8 protein-coding genes and 3 tRNA genes are annotated in these 14,244 nt (G+C 57.3%); 5 read left to right on the forward strand and 6 right to left on the reverse strand.

Features of this window, described 5'->3' with window-relative positions; translation table 11 throughout:
* The first annotated feature begins 2 nt into the window (after positions 1–2).
* The gene (csdE, locus tag PAG01S_RS08920) at positions 3–458 is read left to right on the forward strand and encodes a cysteine desulfurase sulfur acceptor subunit CsdE (RefSeq protein WP_062758357.1); all 456 of its coding nucleotides are present in this window, start codon (positions 3–5) and stop codon (positions 456–458) included.
* Here the strand turns inward: csdE and tcdA are convergent.
* Together tcdA and mltA are read right to left on the reverse strand one after the other, a co-directional pair.
* Complete coding sequence (tcdA, locus tag PAG01S_RS08925; protein WP_033786744.1) at positions 437–1,249, reverse strand: tRNA cyclic N6-threonylcarbamoyladenosine(37) synthase TcdA; 813 nt, start codon at positions 1,247–1,249, stop codon at positions 437–439. The two genes, csdE and tcdA, sit on opposite strands and share 22 nt — an antisense overlap.
* Positions 1,250–1,297: 48 nt before the next feature.
* The gene (mltA, locus tag PAG01S_RS08930; protein WP_010248620.1) at positions 1,298–2,446 is read right to left on the reverse strand and encodes a murein transglycosylase A; all 1,149 of its coding nucleotides are present in this window, start codon (positions 2,444–2,446) and stop codon (positions 1,298–1,300) included.
* 203 nt (positions 2,447–2,649) lie between these two features.
* Here mltA and PAG01S_RS08935 point away from each other — a divergent pair.
* The 3 genes from PAG01S_RS08935 to PAG01S_RS08945 all read left to right on the forward strand — a co-directional run bounded on the left by PAG01S_RS08935 (position 2,650) and on the right by PAG01S_RS08945 (position 2,999).
* Positions 2,650–2,726, forward strand: a tRNA-Met gene (locus tag PAG01S_RS08935).
* A gap of 65 nt (positions 2,727–2,791) precedes the next feature.
* Positions 2,792–2,868 (forward strand) — tRNA-Met (locus PAG01S_RS08940).
* A 54-nt stretch (positions 2,869–2,922) separates the two neighbouring features.
* Positions 2,923–2,999: transfer RNA gene (locus PAG01S_RS08945), tRNA-Met, on the forward strand.
* Positions 3,000–3,109: 110 nt separating this feature from the next.
* On the opposite strand, the gene amiC is transcribed toward PAG01S_RS08945, so the two are convergent.
* Positions 3,110–4,354, reverse strand: coding sequence for an N-acetylmuramoyl-L-alanine amidase AmiC (gene amiC, locus PAG01S_RS08950; protein ID WP_010248623.1), 1,245 nt, complete (start codon positions 4,352–4,354; stop codon positions 3,110–3,112).
* Between the two features lie 232 nt (positions 4,355–4,586).
* Between amiC and argA the strand changes: the two genes are divergently transcribed.
* Entirely contained in the window at positions 4,587–5,915 is a 1,329-nt protein-coding gene (argA, locus tag PAG01S_RS08955; protein ID WP_010248624.1) for an amino-acid N-acetyltransferase, read from the forward strand.
* A gap of 49 nt (positions 5,916–5,964) precedes the next feature.
* On the opposite strand, the gene recD is transcribed toward argA, so the two are convergent.
* Genes recD through ptrA form a run of 3 tightly spaced genes read right to left on the reverse strand, consistent with a single transcriptional unit; the run spans position 5,965 to position 14,236 of the window.
* A complete protein-coding gene (gene recD / locus PAG01S_RS08960) occupies positions 5,965–7,806 on the reverse strand; it encodes an exodeoxyribonuclease V subunit alpha (protein WP_062758359.1) in 1,842 nt (613 codons plus the stop codon).
* Complete coding sequence (gene recB / locus PAG01S_RS08965; protein WP_062758361.1) at positions 7,803–11,342, reverse strand: exodeoxyribonuclease V subunit beta; 3,540 nt, start codon at positions 11,340–11,342, stop codon at positions 7,803–7,805. Before recB ends, recD begins: the two co-directional genes overlap by 4 nt.
* Positions 11,339–14,236 (reverse strand): pitrilysin, encoded by a 2,898-nt coding sequence (gene ptrA, locus PAG01S_RS08970; protein WP_062758363.1) that lies wholly within the window; start codon positions 14,234–14,236, stop codon positions 11,339–11,341. The genes recB and ptrA overlap by 4 nt, the downstream gene beginning before the upstream one ends.
* Between the last annotated feature and the right edge of the window lie 8 nt (positions 14,237–14,244).

The raw sequence follows: 14,244 nt of genomic DNA on the forward strand, positions 1-14,244 counted from the left end.
TTATGCATTCATCGCCGTTAGCGCCACACCCGTTTGGCGAACAGATTACCGTTGCCAGCCTGAAAGAGAGCTTTGGCCGCTTTCATCAGTGGGAAGATCGTTATCGTCAGCTGATCCAGCTGAGCCGCCAGTTGCCTGACTTACCCGGGGAACTGAAAACAGCGGAAATTGAACTGAGCGGTTGTGAAAATCGGGTCTGGCTGGGCAGCCAGTTATGCGAGGATGGCACGCTGCATTTCTATGGTGACAGTGAAGGACGTATTGTGCGCGGTCTGCTGGCCGTGCTGCTGACCGCCGTCGAGGGCCAGACGCCGCAACAGCTGCTGGCGATGGATCCCTTAAAACTGTTTGATGAACTGGGCCTGCGCGCCCAGCTCAGTGCCTCCCGCAGCAGCGGCCTGCAGGCGCTGGCCGCCGCAGTGGAGCACGCCGCGCGTCAGGCGCTGACGGCGTCCTGACGGGCAGCACGCGCCAGAAACTTCTTCAGTGCATGCGAGACGGCAACAAAGCCGAAGGTGGCGGTCACCATGGTGGCCGCGCCAAAGCCGGATGTGCAATCCATTCTCTTCGGCCCCTCCGCTGTGCTGCGTGAAGCACAGACGCTGCCATCAGCCTGCGGATAGACCAGCGCTTCGGTAGAAAAGACGCAGTCGATGCCAAGTTTGCCCTTGCTGTTTTTCACCACGCCCAGGCTTTTCAGTCGTTCGCGCAGCTTTGCCGCCAGCGGATCCTGGATGGTTTTCGCCAGATCGGCGACCTGGATCTGAGTGGGATCGATCTGCCCACCCGCGCCACCGGTGGTGATCAGCGGGATCTTATTCCGGCGACACCAGGCGATCAGCGCCGCTTTCGGTCGCACGCTGTCGATAGCGTCGATCACATAGTCGAAACCGGCTGCCATCAGTTCGGCGGTGTTCTCTGGCGTAATAAAGTCATCAATGCAGATCACTTCGCAGTCAGGATTAATCGCACGCAGTCGTTCTGCCATCACGTCCGTTTTAGCTTTGCCGACGTTGCCCTGCAGCGCATGAAGCTGTCGGTTGGTGTTGGTAATACAGACATCATCCATATCAATCAGGGTGATTTTACCAATCCCGGTGCGCACCAGCGCTTCCGCCGCCCAGGATCCGACACCGCCAATACCGATGACGCAGAAGTGTGCGTCAGCAAAACGTTGCAGCGCATCCTGGCCATAGAGACGCGCCGTGCCGCCAAAGCGCTGATGCCAGGCGTCATTTAACACTTTCATAGTTGAACCTGTTACGTCGTGCGGGCCCGAAGGCCCGCAGAGAAGAAATTAGTTAGCGCCGAGAAGCAGTGAACCATTATTACCGTTTTGCGGGCTGGAGAACAGCGGTTGTCCGGCACCCGGCGCGGCTTTGATTACCCAGACGCGTCCGTAGTGATTATAGAAGCCCGCCAGATGCGCGGCGTCCGGGCCGATACCCTGATAGATATCAAAGTGCTGGCCTTTAATCGCGCCACCCACGTCGAGTGCCACCATCAGGCGCATCTCATATTTGCCGTTGAATTTGCCCTTCTCATTTAACTGCGGCACTTCAGCCAGCAGTACGGTGCCCGCCGGAATAATTGAGCGGTCAGACGCAACGGAGGCTTTCGCCACCAGCGGAACTGCGCTGGCACCGCGCACCGGCGTAAATGGCTCAGCCTTAAAGAAGACGAATGATGGGTTGGTTTCCAGCAGCGCACGGACCTCCTGCGGTGAGTGCTCCTGCGCCCACTGACGAATCGCCTGCATCGACATATCTTCGCGCTTCACTTCACCGCGATCGATCAGCTCTTTGCCAATGCTGTGATAACCCCAGCCATTTTTACCGGCGTAACCAAAGAAGGTCATCGGGCGGCCATCGCCAAAGTCGACATAACCACTGCCCTGCACATCCATCATGAAGTTATCAATCAGGGAATTGCTGTAGGCGATGATGTAGCGGTCATCGAGTCCGCCACTATAGATAGAGGCGCGGCTCGGTAATTTTTCTCCGCGTTTGCGCGGTGGCATGCGGTAGATGGGATACTGGAATTCACCCTGACGGGTATAACGCGCTTCTACTACCGGCGTGTAGTAACCGGTGAACTGCACGTTACCGTAGTTATCCGTTCCCTCCATCTGCCAGGCGTTAAGCCCATACTGACGAAGCTGTCGGGTATCGGCACCCGCCATCAGCCAGCTCTCAATCGCGCTATAGGTGCCGTTCTGACGGCTATACAGGGCGGATGAGGCGGACTGAATCTGACGGACCTGCTCGCCAAAGTCTCTGCCATTAACTGGTGCGCCTTTGGCATTGGGCTGATTCACCAGCGCCAGCGGTTGTTCCAGTTTGCCATCTTTATATTGCTGACCGCGATCGGTCGGTTTGGAGCTACAGGCCGCCAGCAGCGTTATTAACGCGCCAGTGAGTGCATACTTCACCCAATGTGATTTCATTATCTTCTCTTTTTATAACTGTTCGCCCCGCGACGATAGCAAAGCCCCCGACAGAATGAAATGCATCCGCTCAGACGTCACGCATATCAGTTTAATAATTAACCAGATGGTTGAATCCTTCAGCAACTGGCTGTTAATTTGGCTTTTATCTGCAAAAAGGGGTTGCATGAATTAGCGCGGAGAGTATAGTGCGCTTCCACGGACGCGGGGTGGAGCAGCCTGGTAGCTCGTCGGGCTCATAACCCGAAGGTCGTCGGTTCAAATCCGGCCCCCGCAACCAATACTTCTGCAGCAGTTTTACAGAAGTCACAATGTGAGAAGTAAAAGTAATAGAAGCAATACGGACGCGGGGTGGAGCAGCCTGGTAGCTCGTCGGGCTCATAACCCGAAGGTCGTCGGTTCAAATCCGGCCCCCGCAACCAATACTTCTGCAGTTGTTTTACAGAAGTCACAATGTGAAAAAAGTATGATACGGACGCGGGGTGGAGCAGCCTGGTAGCTCGTCGGGCTCATAACCCGAAGGTCGTCGGTTCAAATCCGGCCCCCGCAACCAATCATTTAAACACCTGAAAGGGTGTTTTTTTGTTTCTGACGTTCCCAAAAGCCGCTTCAGCCTCTCTCTGCCCTGAAAAGCGCGCGGATAGCCCGGCTACCCGCACTCCCTTACCGATGGGCCAGTGCAGCCCCACTCTCCACATACGCTTTGATGCCGTTCAGAATCGCCTCTGCCACCTGATGCTGGTAACGGGTGGTTCGCAACTTGCGCTCCTCCTCCACATTACTGATAAACGCTGTCTCTACCAGAATTGACGGGATATCAGGGGCTTTCAGCACCGCAAATCCGGCCTGATCCACGGTGCGTTTGTGCAGATGGTTGATGCGCCCCATGCGATGCAGCACCTCTTTGCCGAATTTAAGGCTGTCATGAATCGTCTGACGCTGCACCATATCGAACATGGTGTGATCGAGATAGCGGTCACCGCTTTTGCTGACGCCGCCAATCAGGTCTGATTCATTCTGAGTCTGAGCCAGGAAACGAGCCGCCGCCGAAGTGGCACCGCTGGTTGATAAGGCAAACACTGAAGAGCCGCGTGCCGCGCGGCTGGTAAAGGCATCCGCATGGATCGACACAAAGAGGTCGGCACGCTGTTTACGGGCTTTGGCAACCCTGACGCGCAGCGGAATAAAGACATCTTCATTGCGCGTCATATAGGCTTTCATATTGGACTCTTTATCGATCAGCGCTTTGAGTCGCCGTCCAATCTTCAGCACAATATCTTTCTCGCGGGTCTTATATTTGCCGTGCGCGCCCGGATCTTCCCCGCCGTGACCGGGATCGATCATGATAATGATTGGACGATCGCGCCCCGCTTTGCCGGGTAAGGGCGCCTGCACCCCTTCATCTTTCTCCAGATCGCCCTGGTTATAATCTTTCAGCAGAGCCAGCAGAGGATCGTCCTCAACCTGGTTCTGGCTCGGATAGAGATCGACCACCAGCCGGTGATTGATCCCGGCGACCGGCGAGAGATTAAAGATCTTCGGCGCGACGTTGCGCTTTAATTCCAGTACCACGCGCACTGTGTTGCTGTCGAACTGACCGACACGGGCATTTTTAATAAAGGGATCGTCGACCCGAACCTGCTTATCTACCCCTTTCAGAACCGGATTGAGATGCAGCCCCTGAATATCAATCACCAGGCGTTCGGGATTGCTCAGCGCAAACTGCTTGTACTTCAGCGCGACATTGGACTCCAGCGTCATCCGCGAGTAGGTCGATGAGGGCCAGATACGCACCGCCACAATGTGGTTCTTCGCCGCCAACCCTGTCCGGCTGACGCTTAACAGCAGTAAGGCGCCCGTCCCCTGTAAAAATCGTCTGCGTGAAAAATGGGAATTAACGTCTGACATGCCGCTCCAGCTGCTGTGTAATGTCTAAAAAAGCGCCAGTTACTAAAATGGCGGCGAAAACTTTATCCAATCCGCAGCATGATGTCACCCCGGAAACCCTAAATAATGCAGGCTGTTAGCGGCTTTGACACCCAGAAAAACGTAAATTTTCGTCAGGATTAAGACTTGCAAAACCGGGCGTAAAAGCATAAAAATACAAAAAATACGAATAAACATTCACTGAGGGTTGGCCGTGAAGGAACGTAGTACCGAACTGGTTCAGGGTTTTCGCCATACCGTTCCCTATATCAATGCCCACCGGGGTAAAACCTTTGTCATCATGCTGGGTGGCGAAGCGATTGAGCATGAGAACTTCTCTGGCATCGTTAATGATATCGGTCTGCTGCACAGCCTGGGCATTCGCCTCGTCGTGGTGTATGGCGCACGACCGCAGATTGATGCCAGCCTGGCTCAGCAGCAGCTGGAGCCGGTTTACCATAAGTTTACCCGGGTCACCGACGCGCAATCGCTGGAGTTAGTGAAGCAGGCCGCCGGCCGACTGCAGTTAGATATCACGGCCCGCCTCTCAATGAGTCTCAACAACACGCCGCTGCAGGGCGCGCATATCAACGTGGTCAGCGGCAACTTCATTATTTCACAGCCGCTGGGCGTGGATGATGGCGTGGATTACTGTCACAGCGGCCGTATCCGTCGTATTGATGAAGAGGCCATTCATCGTCAGCTGGATAACGATGCGATTGTGCTGATGGGCCCGGTTGCGGTTTCAGTTACCGGCGAAAGCTTTAACCTGACCTCGGAAGAAGTGGCTACCCAGCTGGCGATTAAACTCAAAGCGGAGAAAATGATCGGCTTCTGCTCTGAGCAGGGCGTGCTGAACAGCGAGGGTGAAATCATCTCCGAGCTCTTCCCGAATGATGCGCAGGCCCGTATCGATGAGATTGAAAAGGAAGGCGATTATCTTTCCGGGACCGTTCGCTTCCTGCGTGGGGCGGTGAAAGCCTGCCGCAGTGGTGTTCGCCGCAGCCATTTAATCAGTTATCAGGAAGATGGCGCGCTGTTGCAGGAGCTCTTCTCACGCGACGGTATCGGTACCCAGATCGTTATGGAGTCGGCAGAGCAGATCCGTCGCGCCAATATCAATGATATCGGCGGCATCCTCGAACTGATCCGTCCGCTGGAGCAGCAGGGTATTCTGGTGCGTCGCTCGCGCGAGCAGCTGGAAATGGAAATTGATAAGTTCACCATCATTCAGCGCGATAATCTGACCATCGCCTGTGCAGCACTCTATCCGTTTATGGATGAAAAGATTGGCGAAATGGCCTGTGTGGCGGTTCATCCTGACTATCGCAGCTCTTCACGTGGTGAGATGTTGCTGCAGCGCGTGGCACTTCAGGCACGCCAGATGGGGCTGGAAAAACTGTTTGTTTTAACCACCCGCAGCATCCACTGGTTCCAGGAACGCGGCTTTACGCCGGTAGATATTGAGTCCCTGCCCGAGAGTAAAAAAGAGATGTATAACTATCAGCGCCGTTCAAAAGTGTTGATGGCCGATCTCACCTGATTCAATCCGTAAGGGACAGGCCCCCCCGCGTGGTCTGTCCCCTCTCTTCTCAGCCAGATTCCCCTAGTCGCTCCACCAGACCGCTGCGTCGCTGCGTTTGCAGCTGCACGGCACGCTGAAATACGCCGGGTTCGCTGTAGATGGTCAGTTGCCGCCGTGCACGTGTAATCGCGGTATAGACCAGTTCACGGGTCAGCACCGGCAGAAACTGCGTGGGCATCACCAGCGCGGTATGATCAAACTCCGAGCCCTGTGATTTGTGCACCGTCATCGCCCAGGCCGTTTCATGTGAGGGTAACCGGCTCGGCTGAATCGCCTTGATCGATCCATCCGGCAGCGGGAAAAAGACCTTCAGGTTGCCCTCTTCATCCCGCATCGTCATGCCGATATCGCCATTAAACAGGCCGAGCGCGCTGTCATTTCGGGTGATCATCACCGGACGCCCTTCATACCAGCGGCTGCCCATGCCAGGACGACGGATGCGCTGCAGCTGCATCAGTCGCTGCTCAATACGCTGGTTCAGACCCTGCACGCCAAATGGCCCGTCACGTAATGCACACAGCAGCTGATAACGGCCAAAAGCGGCAATCACTTCTGCGGGCGACGACTGCTGTCTGATCAACTGCAGGAAGGGCTGATAACCCTGGGCTACCTCATCCAGCATCGCCTGATAAGCGTCAGCGCTGTTCAGCGGCTGGTAACTGATATCCTCATAAGCCGCAGCAAACACCGCCCTGACCTGCTCTGCATCGCCACGATTGATCGCTTTTGCCAGCTGGCCGATGCCAGATGAGTCATCAAAACGATAACTCTTCTGCAGCAGACAGATACTGTCGCGGACTGCGGGTGCCTGCACATCGTCACTGCCCTGCAGTGTGCAGCCGGTCAGCAGCGCGAGCTGTTCAGCCCGCGCCAGGCTGTAGCCGCTTTCGGTGCAGCGGCAGATGTCGCCCAGCACCGCACCGGCTTCGACCGAGGCCAGCTGATCGCGATCGCCCAGAAACACGACGCGGGCATGGGCAGGCAGCGCGGCGATCAGTTTTGCCATCATTGAGAGATCGACCATCGACGCTTCATCAACCACCAGCACATCAAGGTGCAGTGGGTTACCGGCATGGTAGCGCAGCCGCTGGGTGTCGGGCTGTGCGCCCAGCAGGCGATGCAGCGTGGTGGCTTCGGCAGGAAAACGCCGGCGTTCTTCGTCGCTGACCGCCAGTTCCTGCAGTGCACTGCCCAGTGACTCGGTCAGCCGCGCGGCGGCTTTGCCGGTCGGTGCCGCCAGCTGAATCCGCAGTGCACCGGGATTCAGGCGAATCAGGGCAGCGAGGAGTTTCGCCACTGTGGTGGTTTTACCGGTACCCGGCCCGCCGGAAATAACCGCAGTCTTGCGGGTCAGCGCCACGGCCGCCGCAATTTTCTGCCAGTTCTCCGGCTGGTCGTCAAACAGGCTGTTCAGCACGTCGCCTGCAGCATGCATATCAAACGCAGTTTTCACTTCCTGCGCAGCGAAGAAGTTGGCGACCCGGCCTTCGCTTTGCCACAGCCGATGCAGATATAAACGCTGATTGCTCAGCACCAGCGGCGTAACCAGGCTGCCATCACTCACAGCCGACCAGTCAGCAAAGCGTGCTGTCCAGTCTTCCGGCGCACCAGCGGCGTGCCAGATCGCCTGAGCCAGCGCAGGCTGGCGACCAGCGAACAGATTCGCTTCGCAGAGGTTGCTCAGCGGTAAACAGACGTGCCCCTCACCCGCGTCAGCGCTGACGCAGGCCGCAGCGAGCAGCAGCCCAGGCTGTGATTCCGGGGCCACCAGTTGGGCAAACTGTATATCCAGCGGTCGCAGGAGACGCTTCTCTACCGCCTGCAGCAGCAGACTCAGCATGTCACTCATAACATCTCCCCGGTTTCACCAAACAGTGCATCAATTTCTTCCACAAAGGCTTCAGCAGGTCGGGTGGCGAAAATGCCGTTGTCCGGCGAGCTGCCATCCATCCCGCGCAAAAACAGATAAAACACCCCACCAAAGTGACGCTGATAGTCGTAGTCCGGCAAACGATGCTGCAGATAGCGATGCAGCGCCAGCGTATAGAGCTGATATTGCAGATCGTAGCGGTGGCCGATCATCACCTGTGCCATCGCCTCTGGCGTGTAAGCGGCGTGGCTATCCCCCAGCCAGTTCGATTTGTAGTCGAGCAGATAATATTTTCCCTGCCAGCGGAAGACCAGATCGATAAAGCCCTTCAGCATGCCCCGCACCTGACGAAAATCCAGGGGGGCGGCCTGCTGAGAGAGGCTGTCGTGCCGGCGCAGCAGAGCGTCAAGATCCGCCGCAGTCAGCAGATTGTTGATCGGCAGATAGAACTCCATCTCAATCAGGCGTTCGCTGCTTTTTATCGCCGACAGCGTCAGCCCCTCAGCATTGAGCGGCGTTTGTAAGACCCGGTCAATCCACTGTTCCAGAACCGGCAACCAGCTCAGCGGATAGCCATTATGCTGCAGCTGATCTTCCAGCCAGACGCTGTCCGGCGGTTCGGTAAAGTCGATCGACTCAAACAGACCGTGCAAAAACGTACCGGGTGCCGCTCCGCGCGGAAAGTGGTGGGGTGTCAATGCAGCCTCTTCACCCTTCTCTTCTTCGCCCGCTGCATCAAGATCAAAGTTGGGCATCGCATCCAGCAGCGCCGAGCTGTGATGCTGTTGCAGGCCTGAATAACTGGTTACCCGCCAGACGTCAGCCAGCGCGCGCGTAATGTCGCGGCTGCTTAAAACCTCATCGCCCTGCTGCGCATCCTGCCACATTTCTCCCGGCAGCAGAGCCTCTTCAACCAGCGCAATCCCTTCACCGGTTAACGCATTCAGTCGCTGACTGAGCTGCTGCGCATCCGCCGCCTCGCCCTGCTGCACCAGGTAGCCCAGCGCGCTCTTGTGCAGGTCGCTTTCGCCCTCTTTTTTGCGGGTGCCTTTGATCAGTGGCGCAATGCCGACGCTGCAGTGATAGACCGAACGGGTCAGCGCCACGTAGAGCAGACGCAGATCCTCCGCCAGGCGCTCCTCTTCGGCCAGCGCCAGACTTTGTGCATCACCCTGCACATCCAGCAGTGCTGTGAACGTGTCGCGATCGTGATAAAGCGCGCTGGCCGCCTCGCGGAACCCGGCAGCAAATGGCAGCCAGACCAGCGGATATTGCAGTCCTTTCGATTTATGGATGGTGATGATCTGCACCAGATGGCGGTCGCTTTCCAGACGCAGCTGCTGGCTGGAGGCCTGGCTGTTTGGCCGGGCAATCTGCTGCGCCAGGAAGCGCACCAGGGCGTGCGGACTCTCCAGCTGCACCGAAGCTTCCTGCAGCAGTTCGCCCAGATGCATCAGATCGGTCAGGCGACGTTCACCGTTCTCCGAGGCCAGCATATTCTCCGCAAGCTGCCGCTTGATCATCACGTCACGCAGCATCGGTAACACGCCGCGCTGATGCCACAGCTGCTGCCAGACGGCAAACTGCTCCACCAGCGCATCCCACTCGCGTTCATTCTGTGTCAGCGCGTCGAGCGTTGCTGCATCAATAGCAAAGATTGAGGTCGCCAGCGCGCTGCGCAGCAGACGTTCCTGCTCGGGTGCCTGTATCGCCTGCAGTAACCAGAGCAGTTCGCGCGCTTCCGGCGTGGTGTAGACGCTGTCCCGGCTGGAGAGATAGACCGAAGGAATCGACAGCGCATTCAGCGCGTCGCGGATTAAACCGGCCTCATTACGACTGCGCACCAGCACGGTGATATCGGAAGCCCGCACCGGCTGCAGCGCCTCGCCTTTGCCCAGGCGGGCGCGCCCCTGCTGTCCGGCCACCAGCCAGCGGCTGATATCGGCCGCACACTGCTGTGCCATAAACTGCTGGTAATCGCTGTTACCCACGCCCTCGCCAGGCTGCAGCCAGAACCGTAACGCCGGTTGCTGCTGCTCGTCAAAAATCAGTTTCAGCGACTGATTGGGCGCAGCAGGCTTAACTGGCTGAAAGGGGATCGCCGAGAACAGAAAAGGCGAATCGAGCTGAGAAAAGAGGCGGTTGACGCTCCCGACCATCTCAGGTGATGAACGCCAGTTGGTATCCAGCGTGTAGTGAGCACTGACTTCGTTTCTGGCCCGCAGATAGGTAAAAATATCCGCACCGCGAAACGCATAGATCGCCTGCTTAGGATCGCCGATCAGAAACAGTGCCTGTTCAGGCTGATTAATATAGAGCGTGCGGAAGATGCGGTACTGCTGCGGATCGGTATCCTGGAATTCATCAATCAGGGCCACCGGGTAACGCGCCCGGATGGTTTCTGCCAGCAAAACGCCACCTGGCTGCTGCAGCGCTTCATCCAGTTTACTGAGCAGATCGTCGAAGCCTAACAGTGCACGTAACCGTTTCTCGCGCTGCACCGTGGCGCGCACATCGGTCAGCGCCTGTGCAATGATGACATCCCGCAGCGACAGCGGTTCTGCCAGAAACTGATCGATCGCCTCAAAAAGCGAATGACGCGGCGCTTCACCCTTTTTAGTTTTCTCCTCCAGCACCTGCTGTCCAAAGCGCTCCAGCTCTTTGGGCAGCTGATAATCCAGCGTGTCGCTGCTGGCCCACTGCGTGACGCGGGCGACCCAGTTGGGCAGATGTTTACTGCTGTAGCTGCGCTTATCAACGCCAGATGCAGTGATAATGCCCTCAACATCGGCGCTGAGCGCCTGCCACTGCTGCTTGATGGCCTCGATGCGCGCCAGATTGCGTGCGTGGCGTGATGCCAGCGTCTCATCGGCGGCAGGCGGACGTTTCAGCCCCGGCGACTCCCCCTGCAGCCAGGGGCGCAGCGTGGTCAGCAGGCTGTCCGGCCCGCTCCACTCTGCGGCGATGATCCGTGCCACATCCAGACTCAGTGGATAGCACTGACGACGCCAGAAATCGGCGGCCGACTGCTTCAGCAGCGCCTGCTCATCTTCAATCAACTCCTGCTCGAACAGCATGCCCGACTCAAAGGCATTGAGATTCAGCATCCGCTGACAGAAGCCGTGAATGGTAAAAATGGCGGCTTCATCCATCTGCCGCTCGGCAGCCAGCAGCTGCGCGGCGGCCTGACTCAGATCCGGCATCTGCTCCAGCAGTAACTGGTGCATCGGATTGCTGCTTTTGCCGCGGATACAGGCCAGACGTAGCTGATGAATATTCTCGCGGATGCGCCCGCGCAATTCGGCGGTCGCGGCCTCGGTAAAGGTCACGACTAAAATTTCTTCGACAGAGAGCGGCCGGCTGTAGGCGTTTTCACCGCCCAGCCCCAGCAGCAGGCGCAGATAGAGCAGACCAATGGTAAAGGTTTTTCCGGTGCCCGCTGACGCCTCAATCAGCCGCTCGCCTCTGAGCGGCAGCGTTAAAGGATTCAGCGATACGGGAGGTAACTGCGTCATTGGGTCTCACTCTTTACCGGCAGCGACTGCTGCAGTTGTGCCACTTCACTCCAGGTTTTCCAGCCAGGCTGACGGGCAAACTCAACTTTGCCATTGCCGGTGCCTGCAATCTGCGAGGTCATCACCATGCCCTTATGTTCGATCACGGCCTGCCGGAAAAAGTCTGCCAGGCTGGCCGGGGTTAACCGCTGAACCTGCTCTGTCATTTTTTGCCGGGTATCAAATTGATCATTCTGCCGATCAAAGTCGCGGCTAAAGCGATCCGCTTCCTCAAAGAGCGTCTGAGGACGCTGCTGCAAATCATTGATCATCGCCTGCTGATACTGGGCAAAGTCTGCCTGGCTCATACTGCGCAGACGTTTTTCCGCCTGCGGGTAGAAGGCCTGATAGCGCTGCAACAGCCAGCCCGGTTGTTTGCTGTTACTTTGCAGCAGGAAGCCGATTCCCCACTGGCGACCCACTGGCATCTGGAAGGCAAACACCGCGTAGCCGAGCTGCTCTTTGGTCCGCAGCTGATTGTAGAACCACGGCTGCACAATCTGGCTCAGCATGGAGCTGTGCGCCATGCTCTGATATTCACTGTATCCCAGTGGAACATAGAGCGCGGCAAGAGCGGAGTCGGTGCTGCTGCCTTTTTGTTGCAGGTTGGCTTTCAGCGGTTTTTTAATCGAGACATACTGACTAAGCCAGTCGCGGGTCGCATGACTCTGCATCTGCTGTTTGAGCTCATGCCCCAGCTGCGTCACGCTGTCAGCACTGAGGTTGCCCACTACCAGCATCTCCGGCGTCGCGTCGCGGAACAGCGTATCGCGATAGTCAGTAACATCCTTAAGTGAGAGTGTGCTTACCAGCTTGCGGCGAGCCTCGCGCTGGGTATATGGCAGCTGCGACAGCAGTTGCATCGGCTGAATCGCCTGTTCAAACGCTTTGCCCTTTTCCGCCGCGTCCAGCCGCTCCAGATACCAGGATTTAGCCTGCTCCAGCTGCTGTTCTGTCGGCTGGAAAGTGGCATAACCTTCCACCAGTTTCTTCAGCAGCGTCGGCAGACGCTGGGTGAAGCCGTTGGCGCTGAACACCAGCCCTTCATCTTCACCCGTTGAGAAGCTGATGCCGCCCACTGAAGCCTGTGAATTTAGCTCGTCCAGCGCCAGGCTGGAAAGGTAGTCATTCAGGCCAAACAGCACCTGCTGACGGGCATCACTGATGGTGTGCTTATTGCGTAACGCCAGGGTGATCGCCGCTTTTGGCTCGCTGGCGTAATAACGACTGGGCATCCAGTAAATACGCATATCATCCTGGTTATCCAGTCTCACCGGATGCTGATACGTTTTGCCGTCTGACGGTAACAGGGTGAAGTCGTCCGGGATATAGGGGTTCAGCACGGGCATCGCCAGCGTAATCTGGCTGGCGCGCTGCTGCCAGTCTGCAAAGGTTTGTGGGGTGATCTTCTCAACCTGATAAGGCGCATCCACAAAATAGGCTTTTTTGTTGTGCGGCTCCTGCGGGCTGATGTACCAGATACGCGCATGCTGCGGGGTCATCTCTTCCAGCCGGGCATTAATCGCGGCGGCATCGTATTGATCCGCCAGATAGGGTGCATCCAGCGTATGTTCAACCGGTACGCGCAGCATGGTGTCGGCCAGCCATTCAATGTAATCCATATCGCGGGTAATTGAGGGATAGCGGAAGTCGAGCGCCAGCACATGCGAAACTTCATCGAAATAGCGCTTATCATCCCCCTGCTGACGCAGAAGATTGATGTAGCTGAATATCGCCGCCACGACCTGGTCGCGCTGTGCCAGCCCTTTATCAGTCAGTGACGCGGTAATCGCAAATACGCCGCTGTTACGCTCGGTCATCGGGTCAGCGCCCGCATTCACCCCGTCGGCCAGCCCCTGTTTTTGCAACCAGTCAGTCAGCGTGTTTTTGCTGCGGTTACTGATTAAATAGCTGATCAGCGTGTCGGTTTTACTGCGGAACCGATCGCTGTTGTTGGCAATGCGGAATTCAATTTTGAGCTGCTTGCGCGGCTGAGCCGGAACGTAATGGATGATGATGCCCTGCTGCGCATCGGTCACCACCGGCATCGTAATCTCCGGCACGCTGGCGTCATGATTTTGCACCCGGCCAAAGGTTTTAGCCGCAATCGACGCCATCTCCGGCAGCGGTTTGTTGCTGTAGATCACCGCTTTCATCAGATTGGCGGAGTAATGCGTATGATAAAAGTCCTGCAGCGCCTGATGCAGTTTGCTGCCTGGCTTATCTTTCAGGGTCTCAAGATTGCCGCCCGAGAAACGTGACGCCGGATGCGCCGGGTTCAGGGTTTCCGCGCCGACCTGTGCCATACGCAGGCCATCGCGCGAGCGCGCCATGGTCAGCTCGGCATTCACGGCGTGGCGCTCGCGGTCAGCGTTAACCGGATCCAGCAGCGGCTCAGCCACCGCATCCGCCAGGCGATCAACCGCCGGTTCCAGCGCGTCATTTTCCACTTCCAGATAAAAGGCGGTGCGGTAGGAGGCTGTGCTGGCGTTGTGGCTGCCGCCATGTTTTTTCAGGAATTCAGCCAGGTTGTCGGGCTGCGGGTAGTGCTTTGAACCCATCAGCACCATATGCTCAAGGTAGTGCGCCAGTCCCGCCTGCTGATCGGGATCGTCCAGCGATCCTATCGGCAGCGTCAGCGCCGCCAGCGATTTCGGTGCCACAGGATCGGAAACCAGTAACACCGTCATCCCATTATCAAGCCGGATAGCCTGATAGTGGCGGGGATCCTGTTCACTTTTGCGAATAGTGTCGTTAACCGGCTGCCAGCCTGATGATGCCTGCTCCTGCGCCTGCGCTGTGCAAGCCATCAGGCTTAACATTAGCGCCGCTATCCAGCGTGCGTGTACCCGCATGTAAACCC

Origin of the sequence: Pantoea agglomerans NBRC 102470 (assembly GCF_001598475.1) — a bacterium.
In the GTDB taxonomy this organism is placed as follows: domain Bacteria; phylum Pseudomonadota; class Gammaproteobacteria; order Enterobacterales; family Enterobacteriaceae; genus Pantoea; species Pantoea agglomerans.